The 22,522-nt window shown below is 48.2% G+C and carries 20 protein-coding genes; 8 read left to right on the forward strand and 12 right to left on the reverse strand.

Translation table 11 applies throughout. The features are described 5' to 3' along the window. Window positions 1-360 precede the first annotated feature (360 nt). Window positions 361-1,392 carry a fatty acid desaturase family protein gene (locus tag ACY2RR_RS22945; RefSeq protein WP_490110532.1) on the forward strand — a complete coding sequence of 344 codons (1,032 nt, stop codon included), beginning with the start codon at window positions 361-363 and terminating at the stop codon, window positions 1,390-1,392. A gap of 21 nt (window positions 1,393-1,413) precedes the next feature. Next, the gene (locus tag ACY2RR_RS22950) at window positions 1,414-2,232 is read left to right on the forward strand and encodes an amidohydrolase family protein (RefSeq protein ID WP_490110533.1); all 819 of its coding nucleotides are present in this window, start codon (window positions 1,414-1,416) and stop codon (window positions 2,230-2,232) included. A gap of 3 nt (window positions 2,233-2,235) precedes the next feature. Here the strand turns inward: ACY2RR_RS22950 and ACY2RR_RS22955 are convergent, their stop codons facing one another. Continuing rightward, window positions 2,236-3,027 carry a PaaX family transcriptional regulator gene (locus ACY2RR_RS22955; protein ID WP_490110534.1) on the reverse strand — a complete coding sequence of 264 codons (792 nt, stop codon included), beginning with the start codon at window positions 3,025-3,027 and terminating at the stop codon, window positions 2,236-2,238. Between the two features lie 122 nt (window positions 3,028-3,149). Between ACY2RR_RS22955 and ACY2RR_RS22960 the strand changes: the two genes are divergently transcribed. Beyond that, window positions 3,150-4,409 (forward strand): hypothetical protein, encoded by a 1,260-nt coding sequence (locus tag ACY2RR_RS22960; protein ID WP_490110535.1) that lies wholly within the window; start codon window positions 3,150-3,152, stop codon window positions 4,407-4,409. Here ACY2RR_RS22960 and acs read toward each other — a convergent pair. Next, a complete protein-coding gene (gene acs, locus ACY2RR_RS22965) occupies window positions 4,398-6,350 on the reverse strand; it encodes an acetate--CoA ligase (protein ID WP_490110536.1) in 1,953 nt (650 codons plus the stop codon). The two genes, ACY2RR_RS22960 and acs, sit on opposite strands and share 12 nt — an antisense overlap. A gap of 258 nt (window positions 6,351-6,608) precedes the next feature. Here acs and ACY2RR_RS22970 point away from each other — a divergent pair, with 258 nt between their 5' ends. Beyond that, window positions 6,609-7,037, forward strand: a complete 429-nt coding sequence (locus tag ACY2RR_RS22970; protein ID WP_490110537.1) for a hypothetical protein — start codon at window positions 6,609-6,611, stop codon at window positions 7,035-7,037. Here ACY2RR_RS22970 and ACY2RR_RS22975 read toward each other — a convergent pair. The 3 genes from ACY2RR_RS22975 to ACY2RR_RS22985 all read right to left on the reverse strand — a co-directional run bounded on the left by ACY2RR_RS22975 (window position 7,031) and on the right by ACY2RR_RS22985 (window position 8,947). Beyond that, window positions 7,031-7,504, reverse strand: a complete 474-nt coding sequence (locus ACY2RR_RS22975) for a YfjT/YkfB family phage-associated protein (protein WP_490110538.1) — start codon at window positions 7,502-7,504, stop codon at window positions 7,031-7,033. The two genes, ACY2RR_RS22970 and ACY2RR_RS22975, sit on opposite strands and share 7 nt — an antisense overlap. A gap of 97 nt (window positions 7,505-7,601) precedes the next feature. Then, entirely contained in the window at window positions 7,602-8,282 is a 681-nt protein-coding gene (locus tag ACY2RR_RS22980; RefSeq protein WP_490110539.1) for a response regulator, read from the reverse strand. A gap of 53 nt (window positions 8,283-8,335) precedes the next feature. After that, window positions 8,336-8,947 (reverse strand): lysophospholipid acyltransferase family protein, encoded by a 612-nt coding sequence (locus ACY2RR_RS22985; protein WP_490110540.1) that lies wholly within the window; start codon window positions 8,945-8,947, stop codon window positions 8,336-8,338. A gap of 108 nt (window positions 8,948-9,055) precedes the next feature. On the opposite strand from ACY2RR_RS22985, the gene dinB reads away from it, so the two are divergent. Continuing rightward, complete coding sequence (gene dinB, locus ACY2RR_RS22990) at window positions 9,056-10,168, forward strand: DNA polymerase IV (protein ID WP_490110541.1); 1,113 nt, start codon at window positions 9,056-9,058, stop codon at window positions 10,166-10,168. Here the strand turns inward: dinB and ACY2RR_RS22995 are convergent. Beyond that, a complete protein-coding gene (locus ACY2RR_RS22995; protein WP_490110542.1) occupies window positions 10,143-10,526 on the reverse strand; it encodes a SemiSWEET transporter in 384 nt (127 codons plus the stop codon). The two genes, dinB and ACY2RR_RS22995, sit on opposite strands and share 26 nt — an antisense overlap. Further along, window positions 10,519-11,496, reverse strand: coding sequence for an NADPH:quinone reductase (locus ACY2RR_RS23000; RefSeq protein WP_490110543.1), 978 nt, complete (start codon window positions 11,494-11,496; stop codon window positions 10,519-10,521). The genes ACY2RR_RS22995 and ACY2RR_RS23000 overlap by 8 nt, the downstream gene beginning before the upstream one ends. A gap of 263 nt (window positions 11,497-11,759) precedes the next feature. Here ACY2RR_RS23000 and ACY2RR_RS23005 point away from each other — a divergent pair, with 263 nt between their 5' ends. After that, window positions 11,760-12,203: a hypothetical protein gene (locus ACY2RR_RS23005; RefSeq protein WP_490110544.1), complete on the forward strand. Its 444-nt coding sequence runs from the start codon at window positions 11,760-11,762 to the stop codon at window positions 12,201-12,203. Here ACY2RR_RS23005 and ACY2RR_RS23010 read toward each other — a convergent pair. The 3 genes from ACY2RR_RS23010 to ACY2RR_RS23020 all read right to left on the reverse strand — a co-directional run bounded on the left by ACY2RR_RS23010 (window position 12,200) and on the right by ACY2RR_RS23020 (window position 16,897). Next, window positions 12,200-14,794, reverse strand: a complete 2,595-nt coding sequence (locus ACY2RR_RS23010) for a TRAP transporter permease (protein ID WP_490110545.1) — start codon at window positions 14,792-14,794, stop codon at window positions 12,200-12,202. The genes ACY2RR_RS23005 and ACY2RR_RS23010 overlap by 4 nt on opposite strands. Window positions 14,795-14,988: 194 nt before the next feature. Further along, entirely contained in the window at window positions 14,989-15,972 is a 984-nt protein-coding gene (locus tag ACY2RR_RS23015; protein ID WP_490110546.1) for a TAXI family TRAP transporter solute-binding subunit, read from the reverse strand. A 439-nt stretch (window positions 15,973-16,411) separates the two neighbouring features. After that, window positions 16,412-16,897: a YchJ family protein gene (locus tag ACY2RR_RS23020; protein ID WP_490110547.1), complete on the reverse strand. Its 486-nt coding sequence runs from the start codon at window positions 16,895-16,897 to the stop codon at window positions 16,412-16,414. A gap of 125 nt (window positions 16,898-17,022) precedes the next feature. On the opposite strand from ACY2RR_RS23020, the gene ACY2RR_RS23025 reads away from it, so the two are divergent. Beyond that, window positions 17,023-17,313: a DUF1145 domain-containing protein gene (locus ACY2RR_RS23025; protein ID WP_490110548.1), complete on the forward strand. Its 291-nt coding sequence runs from the start codon at window positions 17,023-17,025 to the stop codon at window positions 17,311-17,313. A gap of 111 nt (window positions 17,314-17,424) precedes the next feature. After that, window positions 17,425-19,572 (forward strand): ATP-dependent DNA helicase DinG, encoded by a 2,148-nt coding sequence (dinG, locus tag ACY2RR_RS23030; RefSeq protein ID WP_490110549.1) that lies wholly within the window; start codon window positions 17,425-17,427, stop codon window positions 19,570-19,572. A 16-nt stretch (window positions 19,573-19,588) separates the two neighbouring features. Here the strand turns inward: dinG and ACY2RR_RS23035 are convergent, their stop codons facing one another. Together ACY2RR_RS23035 and ACY2RR_RS23040 are read right to left on the reverse strand one after the other, a co-directional pair. Beyond that, the gene (locus tag ACY2RR_RS23035) at window positions 19,589-20,212 is read right to left on the reverse strand and encodes a LysE family translocator (protein WP_490110550.1); all 624 of its coding nucleotides are present in this window, start codon (window positions 20,210-20,212) and stop codon (window positions 19,589-19,591) included. 153 nt (window positions 20,213-20,365) lie between these two features. Continuing rightward, window positions 20,366-22,357 carry a DUF2939 domain-containing protein gene (locus tag ACY2RR_RS23040; protein WP_490110551.1) on the reverse strand — a complete coding sequence of 664 codons (1,992 nt, stop codon included), beginning with the start codon at window positions 22,355-22,357 and terminating at the stop codon, window positions 20,366-20,368. Window positions 22,358-22,522 lie beyond the last annotated feature (165 nt).

Raw genomic sequence — 22,522 nt, forward strand, 5'->3', positions numbered from 1 at the left:
GGGGTGGAGCAGCCTGGTAGCTCGTCGGGCTCATAACCCGAAGGTCGTCAGTTCAAATCTGGCCCCCGCTACCAACTTCCTTATTTTATTTCTTATGTTGTCTTATATCCTGCTTGTTGCAGGTTTTCCTGTTTCTGAAATAAATTTTTCTTTCTTCTATCTCTTCACTTTTTGGCTGATACCGCCAGCTCTTCAAATCGAGAAAAGCTTGTTACTTACCTTTGAATTAATTTCAGAGCGAATGCCATTATCTGCGTTTTGGTGAATGATGTAGCTTCTTTATAAAATCTTCATATTACAGTGTTGTTCTATTTGCGCTATAAGTGTAATGTTTGTGGCGATTGTATGGGATAACTGAATATGAATAACAATAAAGATCCTCAAAATCCGTTCGAAGAGGGACTGCAAAGGCAGAATGCACGTAAGCAGCTGACTGAGCTTCTGGGTGAAGAAACCGTCAACGGTTTGCAGACTCGCTCTGATTTCATGGGCTGGAGAGCCGTTCTCTCCTGTTGGGCGGTGATTTTTGCGGCGATGACAGCACTCGTCTGGGCGCAGGGGCAAGCGTTATGGATAGCCATTCCTGTAGTTGTGGCAGCACTGGCCATTATCGGCGGTCGACAGCTGGGGTTGGCTATCTTGATGCATGAAGCCTCCCACCGTTCCTTATTTAAAAATGCCCGTTTGAATGATTTGGTGACTAGCTGGCTATGCGGTTACCCCATCATGCTTCATCTCGATAAATACCGGAAACATCACGCGCAACATCACACCAAAACCGGTTCACAGGAAGATATTGATTACTCGTTGGTTCGTAACTTTCCCATCACACACAAATCCCTGAGAAGAAAATTTACCAGAGATATTCTTGGTATTACCGGCATTAAAAATACCTATGGTTTGTTTTTAATGCATGCTGGCGTGTTGAAGTGGACTGTTGCAGCAGATGTTGAGCGTTTAGCGAAAAATGACAGGAAGCCCGTTGATTATCTCTCTCAGTTTTTTTTGGAAATCTGGCCAACGCTGCTGTGTAATGTGATTCTGTTTACTTTGGTGGCTGTCCTTGGCCACCCCGAGCTTTATCTGGCCTGGATAGTGGCGTACCTGATTCCTTACCCGCTGTTTATGCGTGTTCGGTCTATGGCTGAACATGCCATGACTGAACAGGTGCCGGATATGTTGAAAAACACTCGTTCAACGCGAGCTGGCTGGATTGCCAGAGCGCTGGTTGCGCCTTATCACGTGAATCACCATATAGAACACCATGCACTGGTTTCTGTGCCTTACTGGCAACTGCCGCGGTTGCATAAACTTTTGCAGGAAAAAAAGGCTGTACCGAAGCCACCGGGGTACTGGGATGTTTTAAAACTGGTTTCTTCGCGTACGGCATAAGATGTAAAAGGGGGAAAGGTAATGTCAGAAGTTATTATTGATGCGTGGATGCAGCACCCCAATCCGGGTTTTGCTAATCATGATATGTTCGCGTCGTTGCGGCGCTGGAACAAAATAGAAAAATTCGAGCAACCGATTCCTCCGGAGTGGACGATTGCTGCAATGAATCAGGCGGGGGTCACTAAAGCTATGGCCTGTGCCTGGCATGGCCCACAGGGTGCGCTGATTACCAATGAAGAAGTCGCCGAAATTGTAAACAAGTTTCCCGATCGTTTTGTGGGAGTTGCTTCTGCAAACCTATATAAGCCAATGGAAGCTGTGAGGGACTTACGACACTGGGTAAATGATCACGGATTTAAAGCTCTGCGTATTGTGCAGTGGCTGTGGAACCTGCCACCGACAGATCGTCATTATTATCCGCTGTTTGCAGAGTGTGTGAATCTTGGTATTCCAGTTTGCCTGCAGGTTGGCCATACCGGACCGCTCTGTCCTTCAGAGCCTGGGCGTCCAATTCCATATATTGATGAAGTGGCTCTGGATTTTCCTGAGCTGAAAATTGTGGGCGGGCATATTGGTTATCCATGGACAACAGAAATGATTGCCGTTGCCACCAAGCATGAGAATGTTTATATCGACACTTCGGCTTACTCTGCCAACCGTTTCCCACCAGAACTTGTGGCCTTTATGAAAGGCCATGGACGAAAGAAGGTGATGTTCGGAACCAACTACCCAATGATCACTCCCGAGAAGTGCCTGCGGGATTTAGATACTCTCGAGCTGGATGAAGAGGTTAGGCAGTTGTTCCTTTCGGGTAATGCTCAGCGGGTGTTTGAGATTTAATCTTCAGGCGGCAGTTTTATAGTTCTTATAAAGCTTCTGCCAGATAGATTTGCCCAGTTGATCAAAGCGAACCATGGTTTGAACGTAGCGGTGCCTTGCCGCTACGTCGACCATCTCTTCCGGCAGCAGTGGATCGAAAGCAATGCAGCGCAGGCTTTCATCACCAATAAGGTAGGACTCTTTTGCTGCTGTCTGGGCATCCATACTGTTTGCCCGGCTCATCCAATCTTCCATAATTTTGCAGGCTTCCAGGTAATGACTGGAGAGCTGCTCGCAATCCCATAGAGACATGACTTTATGGCTGGTTTCTTTATCAAGATCGGTGAGTACCATGAGTTTGGCTTCTGGCTCCAGACCAATCTTCGCAAGACGTTCCCGCAGTGTTTTAACACCACCTGCAAGATTATTTGGGCGAACGAGCAAGCCCTGTTCCAGTTCAGCAAAGCCAGCGAGATGCAGAATTCTCATACGCTGACGAAAGGCAGAACGATCTCCCCGGCCAAGATGGGCCACAAAAACACCAATCCACCGACCATCCCAGGGGCAGACTTTTTCTTCCATATCCCGCCAGTGAGACAGGTCATCAGCAAGATTTCGGGCGGCAGGGCCTAACTGGTAATGACCACGGGAAGGGGTTTCCAGCATTTTATCTGCCAGAAGACGAGCCAGAGTCACCCGTGTGCTGTTTTCGGTGATATCAAATAACCGGCTGACTTGAATGATGACCTGCGAAGAAACCGGCTCTACGGCTTCCATCAGCAAGTTCAGAATGAGGGTTTTGGGTTTGATTGCCAAGGGACTTCTTCCGGATTATCTGCTGGGTTAGTTTATTTGATCGGTGAATGGTTCTCAATTCAGTCACATCAGAATCAAACCTCTATACTTTTCCGGTAGATAAGCGTGCAAGGAAGCAGCAAGTGCTTGACAAGATTCTTGGGACTCAAAGAGTTGAGAATTTCAGAGCCGGTTTTGAGCGATTAACCCGGGCGATATTCTCCAGCCGGGTGATTAAAAAGTTGTTAAAGGTTACCCGGTACTTTTCCCTCGGTGGCAGAAAGAACACCTTTGCAGAATTTGATGAGGCTGTCCCTCTTCACCTGCGTAAGGTTATGCCGTCCTCGCCCGAAGATAAGCTGTTCCTCCAATACCTGAGTGGGGGAGAGGATGGATTTGAGTGGCTGCCAGGGACTGACTCTTCTTTGAAGGATATTTCCAATATTGATCAAGATGATCTGGAGTCTATTGCAGATAGAGCCTGGAATGATTTTGAGAATCTGGAAGAAGACAGTGACTACAGCGAGGCCGAAAAGGCCCTGATTCACATGTTAGCCAAAGTTTATCTGGAGCTTTGGGTGAGAGAGAGTGCGGGTAAAAGCCCTGTTTCTGCAGCGATGCACCACCGCAGGGAGCGAGTTGATCTGGCCCGGAGTCGGGTTCGCTGGAATGAGCTTCAGGAAGTTCTCAATGAGAAACGAGCCGGTTCTCTTAGCAACGATGCTTTTGTTCTGGGGCATCAACTCCACCGTATGCAAAGGTCGCCAGATAATAATTTTACCGATATGGAAACCGCAGAAATTATTATGCGCCGCAATGCCTGTTACCTGACAATTCTTTCCGATCAAATCGATTTATTATCAAAGGCTACGGAGCGAGAAGAAATCAGTAAACGGCTGAAGTATGCGGAAAGTGCCCGTGATGTTCTGTTGGCTGACTCGGTAACTGATTCGTTTGCAGGTAAAGTCAGGCATCTTGAGAAAAGGATGACCGCTACCCAGATAGACAGGGAATGCTTCCATGCTCAGGAAGCATTAAAAACGCCACGGTTGACAGGCCCTTTTGTAGGCTCTTCATTATTTGCAGCGGCTGATCGGGCATGGGATTTCCTCCATTCTGATATTGAAGAGCTGAAGGGTGCTCCCCGGCTGGAGGAATTGGTTGCACCGCTGCAGTCATGGTCACTGGTTAACAGCGGGCGACAAACCCAGCACTTCATTAAACAAGGTAATTACTCTGATGCTAAAGATATGTTCCAAGCGGCCAAACAGTATTTGGTTAGAATTGAAAAGCTGGAGCATGACAAAGAGTTGGTGGGTATGCTCAAAGCTGAACTTGCAGAGGTGCAAGCCCAGCTTGAGCAGCTGAAAAACCAGAGTTCTTCTCACTCTTTAAGCACTTAGATCCACTCTGTTGTCGATCAGATTATTGACCACCGATGGGTCGGCCAGAGTTGATGTATCTCCCAGGTTTTCAAATTCCCCTGCCGCAATTTTTCGCAGAATGCGGCGCATGATTTTTCCTGAACGGGTTTTGGGTAGCCCCGGAGCATTCTGAATAATATCCGGAGTGGCAATAGGGCCAATCTCTTTCCGTACCCAGTCACGCAGATCGCTGGCCAGATCATCGGAATAATTCACACCTTGGTTCAGCGTGACATAAACATAAATACCCTGGCCTTTGATTTCGTGGGGATACCCAACCACCGCGGCTTCCGCCACCTGTTGATGGGAAACCATAGCGCTCTCAATTTCTGCAGTGCCCATGCGATGACCGGAAACGTTTAGAACATCATCTACTCGGCCGGTAATCCAGTAGTAACCATCTTCATCCCGGCGAGCGCCATCACCAGTAAAGTACATGCCGCGGAAGGTGCTGAAGTAGGTTTCTACAAAGCGTTGGTGGTCACCATAAATGGTGCGGGCCTGACCGGGCCAGCTATCAATCATCACCAGATTGCCGGAACAGGCTCCTTCCTGGATATGACCAAGTTTGTCGACAATGGCTGGAAGAATACCAAAGAAAGGGCGGGTCGCGGAACCGGGTTTCAGGACTGTTGCACCGGGCAGGGGGGTGATCATAATGCCGCCGGTCTCTGTCTGCCACCAGGTATCAACAATCGGACAATTGTCGTTGCCGATGGTTTGGCGATACCAGGTCCAGGCTTCTGGATTGATGGGTTCACCAACACTGCCCAGTAATTTTAAGCTGCTGCGCTGGGTACCATCTATAGCTCTGTCTCCATGAGCCATCAGGGCACGGATAGCGGTAGGAGCTGTATAGAGAATATTGACCTGATACTTATCAACAATCTCACTGACCCGATTTACGCCTGGGTAGCTAGGCAATCCTTCGTGCATCACAATTGTGGAGCCATTGGCCAGTGGTCCGTAAACCACATAGGAGTGCCCGGTTATCCAGCCCACATCTGCATTGCACCAGTAAACGTCGCCATCCTTGTAATCAAAAACAAATTGGTGAGTCATTGAGGCGTAAACCAGATAGCCGCCCGTAGTGTGCAAAACGCCTTTGGGTTTGCCGGTTGAGCCAGAGGTATAGAGAATAAACAGCGGGGCTTCGGCATTCATTTCCCGGGCTTCGCAGTGAGGTGACGCAACTGGTTCCAGTTCATGCCACCAGACATCCCGGTGGCGATACCAGTCAATGTCTGCACCGGTACGGCGATAAACAATGACCTTCTCAAGAGTAGTGATTTCAGTATGGGTTAAGGCTTCGTCCACATTGGCTTTCAGGGGAATTTTCTTACCACCACGGATACCTTCATCTGCGGTGATAATTACCCGGGCACCGCTGTCGATAATGCGCCCGGCAACGGCTTCTGGAGAAAAACCGCCAAAAATAACCGAGTGAACAGCGCCAATACGGGTGCAGGCCAACATGGCAGCAGCGGCTTCTATAACCATGGGCATATAAATAGCGACAACATCCCCTTGTCGAACGCCCTGGGATTTCAGTGCGTTGGCAAAACGGCATACTTGTTCATGAAGTTCACGGTAAGTGACCTGTTTGCTCTCGGATGGATCATCACCTTCCCAGTAGATTGCAATCTGATCACCTTTGCTTTCAAGGTGACGATCAAGGCAGTTGTAGGAAACATTGGTGGTTCCATCCTGATACCAGTTGATATCAACCCGGTGATCATCAAAAGAGACATCTTTCACTTTTGAATAGGGATGGAACCAGTGGATACGTTTGCCATGCTCATGCCAGAAGCCTTCCGGATTGACCACAGATTGCTGATACATTTCCCGGTAGCGGGCATCATCAACCCAGGCCTGGCTGGCCGTTTCCGGCTCAACCGGATAGGTAGGGTACTCTGGCATATCATCACCCATTGGGGCTGGTTTCGGGGATGGGAAGTATAGTCAGCAGTACCGATGTTTATGGTTGTGAATGCGCCTTCAAAATAATGGGAAGATAGGGCGGTTATCAGCTGAAAAAGAAGTCTTTGACTCGTGTCGTTTCAGATAGTTTCCACGGTTTAATAAAAAAACGTCTTCATACAAAAAAGCTACATATCTCGACTTTTTAACTGAATTTCACTGCTATTTTTTATCCACTTTATTGAAATGGTGATGAATATGCGCGCTGTTAAAGTAGCGATGTTAATGCTGGTGTTTTCAGGAGTGGCAGAGGCCGGAATGAAGGATGTTCCTCAATGGATGAGGGGAACCCGATGGACAGGGTATTTTACTGGCTGTGGTCATGGGCGAATGAATCTGGATGTCAATATCTATGACGATGCCCGTTATGTCTTGAGAGCCCGCACTACATTTGGCTATCCGCCTCAAGATGGTTTTTATGGTGGATATATTAACTTCGAGCCAATGTCCGGCAGGATTCAGTTCAACCCGGAAACCAATTTTGAATGGTTTAGTGCATCCCGGCACACAGGTTCTCCTGCGCCACTAAAAGCCTGGGATGTATGGAAGTTTCCTCCTGGAACCGATTCCATAGAAGGGCAGGTGGGTAACTGCGGAAGCTTCTATTTGTATAAGGCTTATCAGTAATCCGACTGACAGCTCTTTTCTACACGGTCCAATGCTTTTGCCGAACGGCTCAGGGGAAAGGTTTCACTGCCTGTTTTTTTGGATGAAAGTGGAAAGGTGATCTGAACTCTGTTGCCGGAAGCGAGATCCGTGATCAGTTCTTTCGGAATATCTGGTGAGGTAATAGCCATGGCGTGTCTGGACGCGACAAGTGTCCAGATGCGTTCCTGATCTACCCGCACCTTCAGCTCAATCTGTTCCCGTTTGCGGTATCGCTGGCCTGGAAGATAGAGCGCGAGGGTTAGGCGGGGGTCTTCTGAACTGCAGAATATTTCCAGTTCCCGGCCATTCTTTTGAGTATCAGAAACAGCCACAAGATGTTGCAGTGAGCCACTCTTAAAGGTTTTGTATTCCCAAATGGCAGATGCTTGTCCGGCACAGAAAAGTAAAGATAAAAGCAGGGGAAGTGTTCTTAGGCGTGAAGACATTACCGGAGCCTGTACTTATTTTATAGCTCAGGATCATAACACGGAAGGTCTGCGCGGCAAGGGCAACTCGCTGAGCAATATTCAGGAGGTGTAGGAGTTATTCAGGACTGGATTCGGAACCAGATTCATCGGCGTTAGGTTCATCCAGTTCAAGCTGCTTCAAAGCAATCACAGCCTGAGTTCTGTTGCGAACCCCCAACTTTCGGAAAATCGCTGTTACGTGAGCCTTTATAGTGGCTTCGGAAATATTGAGCTCCCAGGCAATCTGCTTGTTCAGCATGCCTTCGCCAATCATGCCCAGAACCCGGAACTGTTGAGGTGTCAGGGTGGCAATCTTTTCTTCAAGATCGCTCTTGCCCAGCTCAACATCTTTGGACATGTCGATGTTGTCAGGAATCCAGTTCTCGCCCTTCATTACGCCTTGGATAGCCTCTTTGATCACTGACATGGATGATGATTTCGGGATAAATCCGGCAGCGCCATAGCCAAGAGCTTTACGGATAACGACTTCATCATCCTGGGCGGAAATCACTACCACTGGCACCTTGGGGTGCTGACCGCGGATATAGAGCAGGCCGGAGAAACCATGGGCACCTGGCATATTCAGGTCCAGCAGTACCAGATCTGGACTCTGTTTGTTCTCAAGAGCATCTTGAAGGGAGTCAATTGTGTCGGCTTCGGTCACGTCTGGAGAAGAATCCAGAGCCTGGTTCACGGCTGTCTGCAGAGCAGCCCGGAATAGAGGGTGGTCTTCAGCAATGATAACTCTGGTATCCATGGTACTTCTCTTCCCTGAAAAGCGATCTTCTCCGACTATAGCCTTTTCTGTTCTTAGTGGGTGCCAGCCTTGAGATTTGTGACCAGAGAAGGTTGTTGCTGAGGGATTTTACCTTTAAAGGGGGCGTAAAACGCCTGCAGATTGGCGATATCCTGCTGCTTATCTCCGGTCAGTTTATAAACTGAGCCAATTCCGGCCAGCTTGCGGGAGAAGTCCACATAGGCAGGAATCACCGGAACCTTGGCTTCATCGGCAATATGCCAGAAACCGGTTTTCCATTCGGTCACGTGGGAGCGGGTGCCTTCAGGAGCCAGTGCCAGAACAAAGTTCTTATGGCAGCAGAAAGCCGCCGCAGCTTGGCCAACAAGGTTGGTTTTACGCTCCCGGTACACAGGAATGCCGCCGAGATAGCGCATAATGCGCCCCATTGGCCCTTTGAACAGAGAGCTTTTCCCCAGCCAGAATATTGGCATGCGCATCTGCAGGGCGACGCCCATAAAGATAGCGAAGTCCCAGTTGCTGGTGTGCGGAGCACCAATCATCACAAAGCGCCGGGTTACAGGTTTCTGTCCTTCAACCTTCCAGCCAGTCAGTTTAAGCAGCAGCCAGGCAAGACCACTGAGAATCTGACAGACAACAGGAGTATCAAATACAGTAATACGCATAAATAATCCGGAACGTCCGGTCTCTGTTTCAAAATCGGGAAATGTGGGAGATCATGAAGATCGGTAGAATGGAATCGTCATCAGAAAACCGTGCAGGAAATCTCTAACGTGTCATCTTCATCTGGCCATAAGAAGAGCAGCCAGCCACAGCGTAAAATTATTCATGTGGATTGTGACTGCTTCTATGCGGCTGTTGAAATACGGGAAAATCCCCGGTTGCAGGGAACTCCCGTAGCTGTTGGTGGATCGCCCGAAAGACGGGGTGTGATTGCTACCTGTAATTATGAGGCGAGGGATTACGGTGTGCGTTCGGCTATGGCATCTGCGTATGCTGTTCGCCTTTGCCCCACACTAAATATTCTTAAACCTCATTTTGATCTTTACCGGCAGGTGTCACGTCAGCTCCATGAAATCTTTGCCGACTACACCGATATTATTGAACCGCTTTCTCTGGATGAGGCTTTTCTGGATGTGACCGAAAGCGGAATGTGTCGTGGTAGTGCAACTTTGATGGCGCAGGAAATCAGCAGGCGGGTTAAAGAAGATATTGGCATTACTGTTTCTGCCGGAGTGGCTTCCAACAAATTTCTGGCCAAGGTTGCCAGCGACTGGAACAAACCTGATGGTTTAAAAGTTATAACTCCGGCTGAAGTCGATGAGTTTGTTGCCGGGCTGCCGGTAAAAAAGCTCTTTGGGGTGGGCAAGGCAACGTCGAAACGCTTGGCCAAGCTGGGTATTGAAACCTGTGCAGATATTCGAAACTGGGAACAGGCAGAACTATGCAAACGTTTTGGAGTTTTTGGCGAACGGCTTTATCAGTTATCCAGGGGGATCGATAATCGCCCGGTTGTAACCAGTCATCGTCGTAAGTCCCTTTCCGTCGAGCACACTTACGATGAAGATCTTCTCGATGATTCTGCCGTGTTAGATAAGGTTCCGGAATTGCTTGAGGAGCTGGCGGAGCGCTATGAAAAAATTCGTGATGAATACGCTATCACCAAGCGGTTTGTGAAAGTGAAGTTCGGAGACTTCACTCAGACCACCATGGAAGAACCCTGTGCCCTGAGTGATAAAGAACCTTTCAAGGAACTGGCCTTTAAAAGACTGATGGAAAAAGCCTGGGAGAGAGGGCAGAAAAGTGTCCGTTTGCTGGGAGCCGGTGTACGGCTCCATGACCTTAAGCCAAAAGAGACAGTTAGGCAGCTCGATCTTTTTGGATAACCTCTGTTTCTACTTCACTCTCCACCACCGCTGGTGGTTCCTTTTCCTGAAGCTTTAAAGCCAACACTATGCCAGCCAGCACAAGTGTAACGGCATTGGCCAGTACTACAGGAGTGTCTTCTATATGGACCCCGTAGATCAGCCAGCACATAACCCCGAACACAAACATCAGGTACATTCTTAAAGAAATACCTGAGGTATCACGGGTTCTGAGTGTGTGCAGAACCTGAGGGATAAAAGAGAATGTGGTGCAACAGGCCGCCAGAAAACCAATGCCGGAAACCATATAAGGCGTGATCAGCCAGATTATGGTTCCACAGCATAAGAAGAGAAGACCTGTGAGTATCAGTTTATGCATCGATGGTTATCACAATGTTTCCCGTTGCCCCGGGTTTCAGGGCTGCCGTATGCGCATCGCCCAGTTCCACCAGAGAAAAGGTTCTGGCAACTAAGGGTTTCAGGCTACCGCTGGCCAGCCCGGCATAAAGGGCTGAGTGAACTGCTTTCATGTCCTCTGGGCTGGTATTGAACAGAGACATTCCCCTGATATCGGCATCCCGCTTCATTAGATCTCTGGGATTTATTGTGACGGTCCCTTTGCTGCCAATCACTACTACTCGCCCACCGTGGCTAAGGGCGCTGAGATCATGTCCAAGGTTTACATTGGCCAGCATTTCAAGGGCAATGTTTACCCCCTTACCGTGAGTCCACTCCAGCAGATCATCAATATGGCTGTCATCATTATGATCCAGTACAAGATGGGCACCCTGATCTTTAATAAGTTGTCGACCGGATTCAGTGCTGGCTGTGCCAATAACCGTTAAACCCGCAGCTACGGCTAGCTGTACAGCTGCCAGGCCAACACCGCCGCTGGCACCGTGAACCAGTAAAATTTCTCCGGGTTGGGCCTGCCCACGCTGAAACAGTGCCCGCCAGGCTGTAGCGCAGGGAATGCCAACACAGGCACCTTCGATAAAGCTGCTGTTGTCTGGTAGAGGATGAACCTGAGAGGTTTCACACAGCGCATATTCAGCGCTGGAGCCTGTCAGGCTACCGGTGATGTAAACCCGGTCACCGATCTGGAAATGGTGATGACCGGTATCACCAAGAGCCTCGACAACACCCGCTCCATCAATTCCCGGAGTATGGGGCATCTGGGCGGTATAGCCGTTGGTGCCGGCACGAATATAGGTGTCTACAGGATTCACGCCTGCTGCGTGCATTTTGACCAGTATCTGATCGGTAGATGGGGTGGGTATTTCAACGGTTTCCAGCTTGAGAAGATCAATATTGCCGTGTTCATGCTGACGGATAGTTTTCATTGTCATGATTTTGATACCTGTCCCGGATTGTGTTGAGAATACCTGTGACAGATGTGGAAGCAAATGGTGATTGAATCAATATTTTCAATCTCATCAGCAGTTTGCCTGTCATCGCTCACCCTGGATATGAACCCGGGGTTTACGTGTGAAAAATGCCGTCTACAGTAGAAGTAGACCGCTCTGGAGAGCGGTGTCATTAATACTTGACCGGTGTAGCGCAGTCTCCGGCAATGGCAAAGAAAATGGCAGAATGACGTCGAGGAGTTGCCATGGAAAGGGAAGTGCGCCATCCATATCTGTTTACCCTGTGTGGGTTTGTCCTCTGTTTTATGTTTCTGGGAAATCTTGTTCGGGCGGATGGATCTATCCCTCCGAAAACCATGCCTGTTTATCTCAATATGAGTGAAGCCCAGGAAGCTCGTCTGAAAGGCTTTATGCTTGTTTACGATGAGCCGGTTGATATGACATCTGACGTCAGCACCCGGGTGTTCTCAGGAGATATCGGGGTTCAGTCTGTTGTAGTGGGGGAATGGATTGCAGTGAATCTCACACTGATCAGTTCAATTTTTCGCTGTAAAGATTATCAGAATCAACACCGTATAGAAGTCGGTAAAGGGGCGTTGAATCAGGGGGTTGTAATAACTCCCAGACTGACAGTGGAGGGAGACTCCACTGTCTGTCGTCTGGACATTGTCGCTTCAGAAAACCGTTAAGCGGTTTGGTTTTTCCTGCGCTTTTGCATCAGTGCGATACCAAGCAATAGCAGAAGTGCAGGAATAAACATCAGCTGGCGTGGTGGTCGGTCGTTGACAGTCTCAATGTTGAGAATTTCCCAGTCGAAGTCGATACCGGCTTTCTCAGCAGGGCTGGAGAAACCGATATTATCAACAATGGTCTTGCCATCATCGCTGGTGATCAGCTCCAATCCCATGGTGAACAACCTGTCTTCACCAGTAGCCTCTTCGCCCACAGGCAGAAGAACGGTCTTCTCTTGATACTTACCCGTAAAGTCTTCACCGGCAACCCGCAAACGCATGTTTTCTCCTGGGTTAACAGCCATCACCTGTTGGGTAATTGCGCTGCCCGGATGCTGTTCGTATTCCGGCCAAGCCATATCCCACCAGAAGCCTGGACGGAATAAGGTAAAGGCAATCAACAGCAAACCAATAGTTTCGTACCATTTGGTTTTGGTCAGCCAGAAACCCTGAGTTGCTGCTGCAAATACCAGCATGGCACCGAGTGCGCTGAATATGGTCAGTAGCAGTTCCCAGATACTGCCAATATCAATCAACAGCAGCTGAGTGTTGAAGATAAACATAAACGGCAAAATGGCGGTACGGATATCGTAGGTGAAGCCCTGTATACCGGTCTGGATTGGATTGCCTTTGGCGATGGCTGCAGCAGCATAAGCTGCAAGGCCAACCGGCGGTGTATCGTCAGCCAGTATTCCGAAATAGAACACAAATAGATGCACCGCAATAAGTGGTACGATCAGTCCGTGGGAAGCTCCGAGGCTGACAATCACCGGTGCCATAAGACTGGATACAACAATATAGTTGGCTGTTGTTGGCAGACCCATGCCCAGAATCAGGCTGATAACTGCGGTAAATATCAGCATTAACAGCACGCTGCCGCCAGAAACCAACTCAACAAATTCGGTCATAACCTGGCCGATGCCGGTCAGGGTGACGGTACCGACAACAATGCCGGCTGCTGCTGTGGCAACACCGATACCAATCATGTTGCGGGCACCGGAAACCATGCCATTAAACAGATCGATCATCCCTTGCCTAATCCCAGATAGCACCTCAGATTCGCCACTGAAGAAGCGAAGAATAGGGTGTTGGGTAAGAATGATGACAATCATAAACATGGTTGCCCAGAACGCTGACAGGCCAGGAGACAAGCGCTCCTTACCAATACACCAGATCAGCACAACAACCGGTAACAGGAAGTGCAGGCCGCTGAGGGCTGTCGTACGAATGCGTGGCGCGATGGTCAGCTCATGATCTTCATGGTGATCCGGGAATTTGGCAGCCAGCCACAGCAACATAATGTAGGTTGCAGAAACCAGTGCACCGATAACCCACAGGGATGCATCGCCAGCAACGTCTTTTATCCAGCCAATGCCGAAATAAACCAGTGCGCCAACAAGACACATGGTCAGGAAGCTGCCCATAAACACCAGCAGCCATTCTGCACGGCTCAGGCTGCGTTCACGAGGCATGCCTTCCATGCCTGCTTTCACTGCTTCCAAGTGCACAATGTAGAACAATGCTATATAGGAAATAGCTGCTGGCAGGATGGCATGCTTGATAACGTCGATATAAGGAATACCAACATATTCCACCATCAGGAAAGCCGCAGCACCCATAATTGGTGGTGTCAGCTGACCATTGGTGGAAGCTGCCACTTCAATGGCACCTGCTTTGGTGGCTGGGAATCCTACCCGCTTCATCAGCGGAATGGTGAACGTTCCGGTAGTTACAACATTGGCAATACTGGAGCCGGAAATCACGCCACTTAAACCGGAAGATACAACAGCCGCTTTAGCTGGCCCGCCTTTCAAATGTCCGAGTAGAGAGAAAGATAACCGAATGAAATATTGACCTGCGCCAGCCTGTTCCAGCAAGGCACCAAACAATACAAACAGGAAGACAAAGTTTGTAGATACACCAAGAGCAACGCCAAAAACCCCTTCTGTAGTTAGCCAGAAATGAGACATGGCTTTATTCAGGCTGGCACCTTTGTGAGAAATGACATCCGGCATATAAGGGCCGGCAAAGGTGTACAGAAGGAAAATACCGGCAACCATCATAAGTGGTGGTCCAAGAGCCCGGCGAGTTGCTTCCAGAAGTAGAACTATACCAATAACCGCAAAAACAATATCAACGGTGATTGGCGCTCCGGGGCGCTCGGCAAGAGAGTTATAAAAAATATAAATATAAGCGGCGGCAAAACTTCCCAATAGTGCCAGCACCCAGTCATGAATAGGTATGTGTCTCTTGGGAGAGCGCTTGAACGCAGGAAATGCGGTAAACGACAGGAACACGGCAAAAGCAAGATGAATGGAGCGTGCTTCAGTGTCGTTCAGGATGAAAAAGTTCAGCTCAAAAGGTAAGGGGGATGCGTACCACAGCTGGAATAAAGACCAGCAAAGAGCTGTAGCAGTCAGAATGCGGGCAGCAACACCTCTGGGATTGCGAGCCCCGGTGTCAGCATCGTTAACAATCTCAGACGCGCTTTTTTCAACTGTTTTGTTGTCAGGCAAATGTTCTTGTCCTGATAGGGGTATGTCAGACATAGTTCGTTACCCTGGCCAGGGGTTACCGAAAAGCAATAAACAGTGCTTATGGCACCGTGTCAGATCGGTAATCCAGGTTGACATCAGTAACCTCTGAGGAGGTTATCCAGATCAGTTACTGGTGAATCCTTCATGCAGGTCGGGGGCATGAGGAGCAGATGGTTCCGGGGTTAATCCCGGAACCATTACCGGGGTTACTTCAGCAGACCGGCTTCTTTGTAGTACCGGGCAGCGCCGGCATGGAGAGGTGCAGAGAGGCCATCTTTGACCATCTCCTCTTTCTTCAGGTTGGCAAAGGCAGGGTGCAGCTTGCGGAAATCATCAAAGTTATCAAATACAGACTTCACGATCTGGTAGATAGATGCATCGGGAGTGTTAGTGGATGAAACGAAAGTTGCGCCCACACCAAAGGTGGTGGTGTCTTCAGGGTTGCCCTGATACATGCCGCCAGGAATAGTGGCTACACGATAGTAAGGAGCATCGTTAATCAGCTTAGTGATGGCTGGGCCCTGAACATTAACCAGAACGGTGTCGCAGGAAGAAGTTGCTTCCTTAATGGAGCCATTTGGGTGACCAACCACGTAAACCATGGCGTCGATCTTGTTGTCACACAGAGCCTTGGACTGCTCAGCAGCTTTCAGCTCAGTGGCCAGTTTGAAGTCAGAGGTTTTCATGCCCCAGGCATCCAGAACCACTTCCATAGTGCCACGCTGACCGGAACCTGGGTTACCGATGTTTACGCGCTTGCCTTTCAGGTCTTCAAAGTTCTTGATGCCGGAATCTTTACGGGCAACAACTGTGAAAGGTTCTGCGTGGATGGAGAAGACAGCACGCAGGTCTTTGTTTGCACCATTCTGTTCAAATTTGCTGGTGCCGTTAAAGGCATGGTATTGCCAGTCGGACTGAGCAATGCCCATATCCATTTCGCCAGCGCGAATCGTGTTCAGGTTGTATACAGAACCGCCGGTACTTTCAACAGAGCAACGAATACCATGCTCTTTACGCCCTTTGTTAACCAAACGGCAGATAGCACCACCAGTAGGGTAGTAAACGCCGGTTACGCCGCCGGTACCAATGGTGACAAATTGCTGTTGTGCCGCAGTGGCAGGGGTGCTAATAGCAGCAACGGATAAACCTGCACCGATGGCCGCAAATGAGAGTTTCTTCAGTAAAGACATATAATGTCCCCCGGTTTTTTTAATGGTTATTTCGCTCCCGGTTGAAGCTTGTTATCCAGTCAGTATCCATTCGTGCTGCATACTGACTAATTCCGGAGAGCGCTGAGAATGATCTCTGTATCTCTTTGTCTGCGAAGAGCTGATGCCAAATGTGCACCCTAAATAACGCTATCTTCGCTAATTTTGAATTAGGTCTATGTTGACCCATGCCTGCATCCTAACAGTAAGCAGTACCTAGAGTGAATACTCGGGCTGTTTTCAGATGCCTGTAAAGTGTTTAAAAAACAAACAAAAAGCTGATTGGGTGAGGTACAAAATACAACTTTTTGTTGCGTTTTCAACGTGGCACTGACCACAGTCAGGATGCTAGTAGGAGGAAATAATCCTCCCTGGTGGATAGTACGTGGACTATTTTTTTGAAATGTTGATGGAAGTCAGTTTATCCACAGCATTTTTTGTGTTTCTTGCCACTGCCGCACGGGCAAGGATCATTGCGACCTGGGGCTTTTACTGACTGTATTGGCAGGGTTGGATCAACAAAAAACCAGATGCCATTTTCTTTTACAAAACTGGAGCGTTCTTTATGTTCCTGGATGGCCTCAACCGGAGGAAGCTGGAAGCGAGCCAGAAACTCCACTTCACCGTTAACATCGTTTTCTGTACCGTCAATAGTATCGAGAATTGACAGGCTGACCCATTGGGTGCGGTCTGCCCAGTCCTGCATTTCATCCCGTTTCAAGCCTGCCTGCTGCTTGGGCCAGGTGGTATTGAACAAATAATCAATTAAACCGAGGGACCAGCCAGCATAACGAGAGCGCATCAGCTGCTCAGCTGTTTTCGCACGGGCTTCCCCTTTGTGAAGAGGGCCACAGCATGTGTCGTAAGCGGTTTCTGAGCCACAGGGGCATGAAGATAATTCAGTCATAGTTATAAGAATAACAGCAGATGGTATGCATTTGTGAAACGGATAATGCACGGGTTATAGTCAGCGCAGCAGTACAGAGTTGAGATGGAATAAAACGACAAATTGGTAGTGATTACGGGGGATATATGAAGATAATGCTGGCGATTGGGCAGCTGGTTACCATTTTCTTTTGGGGAGCTGTTATTTCCACTGGTTTTACTTCCTGGCCAGCCCCTTTGGATACGATTGTTCCAGCCCTGGGCGGTTTGGTTTTCGTCGCTCATTTGCTGGAGGTGGTTATCTGGCAAAAGCGTATTCGCCAAATGAGTGAACATCTGGCATCAGATAACATCAAGATTCTTATTTTTGGCTTTTTCCACATGGCTGTCATGTTGCAAAAGCAGACTGATGTTAAAGCAATGGAAGCCTCTTCCTAGTTTTCCAACCTGCCTTTCCGGGCAGGTTTTTAAATTATTTACTACTGCACATTTATACAGTGGAGGTATACTGCTACCTCCCCGTTCGATTACATAGTTGCGGTTTCCTTCATGTCCCAGGTGGCACCGGCTCTTCGCCAGACAATCCAGAAAGCCTACAGTCAGTTCCTAGATAAAAAAGAACTGAAGCCTCGCCTTGGACAGAAAATCATGATTGCTGAAATTGCCAAGACAATCGGCGTGATTGATATGGATGATGAAGGCAAGCGCACTTCAGAGTCTGCGGTCTGTGTGATTGAAGCAGGAACCGGTACCGGTAAAACTGTGGGCTATACCCTTGCCGGCATTCCCCTCGCTCAGGCAGCAGATAAAACCCTCGTGATTGCCACAGCCACGGTGGCGTTGCAGGAACAGATTCTTAATAAAGATCTTCCTGAAATCAGTCAGCATAGCGGGTTGAAATTCACAGTAGCCTTGGCAAAAGGCCGGCGGCGTTATATCTGTGTCCAAAAACTCGACACATTGCTTCAGAGCACCCAGGCTAATTCGGCGACAATGGCTTTGTTTGCTGAGGAAGGTTTTAAGATTGATCTGGATGAAGAATCCACCCAGTTTTACGAAACTATGGTTACCCACCTGGCTTCCGGTACCTGGGATGGAGACCGTGACAGCTGGAAAGACACCATAGATGAGCAGGACTGGATGGCCCTGACCTCCACTCATGCTCAATGTACGGGGCCTAAATGTCCGCACTTTAATGGTTGTCCGTTTTATCGGGCGCGAGCATCACTGGATAAGGTTGATGTCATTATCACCAACCATGACTTAGTGCTCTCGGATTTGATGCTCGGCGGCGGCGCAATTCTTCCTGCTCCCAAAGATTGTCTCTATATTTTTGATGAAGGCCACCACCTGCCAGATAAGGCTATCAGCCACTTTGCCCATGAATCCCGGTTAAACGACACGGCTCGCTGGCTGGATCAATCGGCCAAATTGCTAGGGAAAATCCTGGGTTCCCATGCTCTGCCCGGAAAGATTGGTGAATGGTTTGAGCAGCTGGAAGGTAAGTTTCAGGAATTAAAAGACGAGCAGGCTTTAATGCGTGAAGCTCTGCTATCTATTGCAGATTTCAAATCGGCGAATGAGTCAGAAACTGGTCGATCTATGGTTTACCGTTTGCCGGATGGTGTAGTACCAGAAAGTATTCGGGAAATGGCCGGCAAGATGAAAGCTGGTTTCAGTGCCTCTTCCGATCTTGCGGATCGAATTGTCAGTGAGCTGAAGGCGGCTCTGGATGGTGATGACCCCGGTGTCGACTCGTTACAGGCGGAGCAGATTCTTCCTCCTATTGGCTCTCTTCTTGCTCGTTTGCAGGGTAATCAGGAACTCTGGTTATCCTGGAGTCAGCCTGATGTGGAAGGGCAACCACCATCAGCCCGGTGGATTGAGCACAATGAATATAACGGAGCACAGGATTTAACAGTAGCCAGCAGTTTGATTCTTGCTGGTAGCTTGTTGCGAGATGTGCTTTGGAATCATGCCTGGGGAGCGGTAGTCACTTCAGCAACACTGGCAGCCCTTGGGCGTTTTGACCGTTATCGCATTCGTTCCGGGGTTCCTTCGGAAAGCCGCTGTGAAAGTGTGCCAAGTCCTTTTCATCATAATGAGGCCGGTACGCTGGTGATTCCGGATATGAGTTCAGATCCAAGTCGTGCCAGTGATCACACCGATGAATTGATAGAAACTCTTCCCAAATTGATGGAACTCGCACAGGGAACTCTGGTGTTGTTCTCTTCACGCAGGCAGATGAAGGATGTGTTCTTCGGACTCAGTCGGGAGGAGCGCGAGCGGGTAATGATGCAGGATGATTACTCGAAACAGGAGTTGTTGCGTTTGCACAGGGAGCGTATTGATGAGGGCAAGCCGAACACTATCTTTGGTTTGGCCAGCCTTGCGGAGGGTATTGATTTACCAGGTAAGTACTGTGAGCATGTAGTGATTGCCAAAATTCCTTTCGCTGTTCCTGATGACCCGGTAGAAGCGTCTCTTGCTGAATGGGTTGAAGCTCGTGGTGGTAATCCGTTTATGGAAATTTCTGTGCCAGACGCGGCAGTTCGTCTCGTGCAGGCCAGTGGTCGTTTGTTACGTACGGAGCAAGACAAAGGCCGTATAACTGTTTTGGATCGTCGTCTGGTGACCCGGCGTTATGGACAGGCGCTGTTAAATTCTCTGCCGCCCTACCGCCGGGAAATTGCCTGACAGTTTTATTCGTAGATTAACGGCTGGCTGCCAGATAGAGACCTGCACCCATCATAATGCCGCCTGCTGAATAGTTCAGCCGCTTTACAGCTTTCTCAGTTTTAAGAAGTTTTGCCGCCTTTGCTGCTGAGAAAGCTATCAGCATCAGCCCACACATAAGCGCAATCATTGTGAGAACTGCTGCCAGTGCAATATCTCCAGCAGTGAGTGCAGTCAAATCCATAAATGTTGGCAAGAAGGCTATATAAAAGAGAATGACCTTTGGGTTGGACGCTGAAATCAAGGCTCCCTGTATAAAACTTGCGGCTTGGGATCTTTTGGTTTTATAAGCGTTCTCTGCCACCTCGGCAGGATTAGCAGAAGCGCGGATAAGCTTGTATCCCAGATAAAGAAGATAAGCAGCACCAACGATACGAATAACCGTAAATAGTTCCCCCCAGTGCTGAGCAACAGCCGCCAGGCCGAGGCAGGCGAATATTAAATAAATAATATCGCTTATCGACATGCCAAGGGCGAGAAAGAAACAGCTGCGGCTTCCCATCACCATGGCTCTTGCCAGAATTGCAAAGACACCGGGACCTGGTGTTATACCGAAAATGAAAATGGCGATGAAAAAGGTAATGGCAGCTTCGGCAGACATATCGGGTGCTTTATTTGATGTGAGAACAAGTTTAGAGAATATGCCGATTGGCGAGAGAATAGAAACTTATTCTTTGTTTCGTCTGTCTGAATATTTTCATCGGTAACTATTGAAGAGCCAAAGTATAAAGCTCTGGTTCTTCAATTGCTTTTATCAGGAACAGTTTGCTAAGCCTTGGCACTTTTCAGGGAGAAGAGGCGCTGGTGGCAGCTCAAAATTCCCTGTGAATGTTTCGCGCTGACTTATCACATCAACTTCAATTCTGGCTGGAGTACCCCAGAAAATAGCTGTTACGCTGTTGTTTTTATACTGCTTGTCCAGAGTTTGCAGCATGCGGTTTTCACTGTCATATCCGCGCACAGGAAAAACATCACTGCTGAAAACATTGGCAGGCTGCCCCGACTTAATTTCTACTCTATAAATGTCTTTGCTTGGGTTTGTCACAGAAGAATTGTTTGAAGACAGGTCATAACTCTGTGTCGCCATGGTGAGAGGGTAATCCACAGTGAACTTTCCCTTAGCGTTATGAAAGTCGATTGGACTCTTATCGGTCATATCCACAGGCTTAAAGCGATATTCTTGAATGCCATTTTCCGGAGAGTAATCAATCTTTTGCCCCTGCTTATCAAACAGTTCAACATCCCATTTGATTTTCGCATAGCTGCTATTAGTGCAGTCAGGCATATCGAGACTGACTTCAGGAGTGTTAAACCCAAAAACAGCATGACTTCTTCCCGCAATAGCTTTGAGTGTATTTAAATCGGCTTGCTGTGCAGAACTGCAGAATGCCGGCTGGTATTTTTCCTGGTAACGACTTGTTGTTATGGTGCTGCGCAGTTCACCAAAGAATGTCTCTGGCTTGTTATGAGTTTGAACTGGCAATGTTTTGGTTACAGCTTTGTCTGCTAAAAACAAGGCAACACTGGCAATTGTGCCTTTGTACTCAAAGTTCATATCCCTTTTGATGAGCTCAGGGTTATCAGGTGAAGCTGGTGACGAACCAGTCATCCTTGATGTTTGCTTCAGTGGTTTTCCGTTTTTATTCAGGGCGAAAACGTTCAGGTTGTCTAGGTCTTCTTTGTTGCCTTTGACTGTCAGACTAAGAGATCCAGTGCCTCGGTTATTTTGCATAATCACTTCAAGGGTACCGAGAGAGTGACTGTTTCCTGCATCGCTATCAGTAAGCCTTAGTGTGTGAAATCTGGTTGGCAGAGTAATGGTTGCCATGCCTTCAGCTTTATCAATCTGGGATGAACCGGGATTTGCTGTCAGCTTGATATCACCAGTCATAGACGTGTTACTAAAGCTCCAGGAGGTGAACTCTGTAGTTTCTCCGCTCTGCAAAATATTATTGCCCGCTTTATCCAGTACTCGCTGCCAGTTCGCAGATACCGACAACCCTGATGCATTAGGTATATAGAGGGTATCAATTTCAACGCTCAGCTCGTTGTTAAACTGCATTCTGTTGAAGAAAGAGGTTTGCAATAAAGAGAAGGCTTTATCAACTTGCTCTGGTGAAATAGTTGCAGGCAGAGCTTGATCGACAATTTCATCCGTCGGTGCCTGTATTGGTTGTGTCGCAGTCACAGGAGTTAACTGAGGGCTATTCGCAGGTTCTTGAGATGTCTTTACCGAAGCGATATGGAACTCACTTAATTGCCAATGGTTGTTGTTTAAGTGGAAATCTAAAAACACTTCGCCAACTTTTACTCTGTAGCTGCTCAGGCTGGTGAAATAAATCAATGGAATTTCAAGATTGGATGATTTAGTTTGCTCGTTTACCTGATCATTTGAAGGTGGCTGGTTTTTTGAATTCTGGGCGGTTTGCTTAATGTTTCCTGTTTCAAACAGCTTTGCCAGAACACTGGGCTGCATAAAAGCATCAACTGTTTTATTGACTATCGGAGTGAGCATTGCGGACATAAGTGCACGAGCCATTGGATCTGCATCTTCAGTCTGCTGTGACATGTACCCGGTCAGTGATTCTTTTAAGCTGCCTTTGAATCTTGGAATATCAATCCGTTGTGAAACTTCTTCCTCTGTCATATCAGGAAGACTTTTTACAAAACTCCAAGTGAGAATGTAGGGAGTTACTAATGCTATTGCGACGATAACTATCAATAGCAAACTGCCTTTCTTGAGCATCGGTCAATCCTTTGTGGTGTGTTATTTTTGGTAGTTAATGGTGCCATGATTTCAAAGAAAAGAAGTGAACTGTTCTGCCATTGTTGTTCACCTTTTCAGTCATTGTTGTTGGTTTGGTCATCCTTCAGGATGCCAGCATTCTGTTTTATGAGTGAAATCTATGCC

It is taken from the genome of Parendozoicomonas sp. 2304DJ65-17 (genome assembly GCF_058148445.1).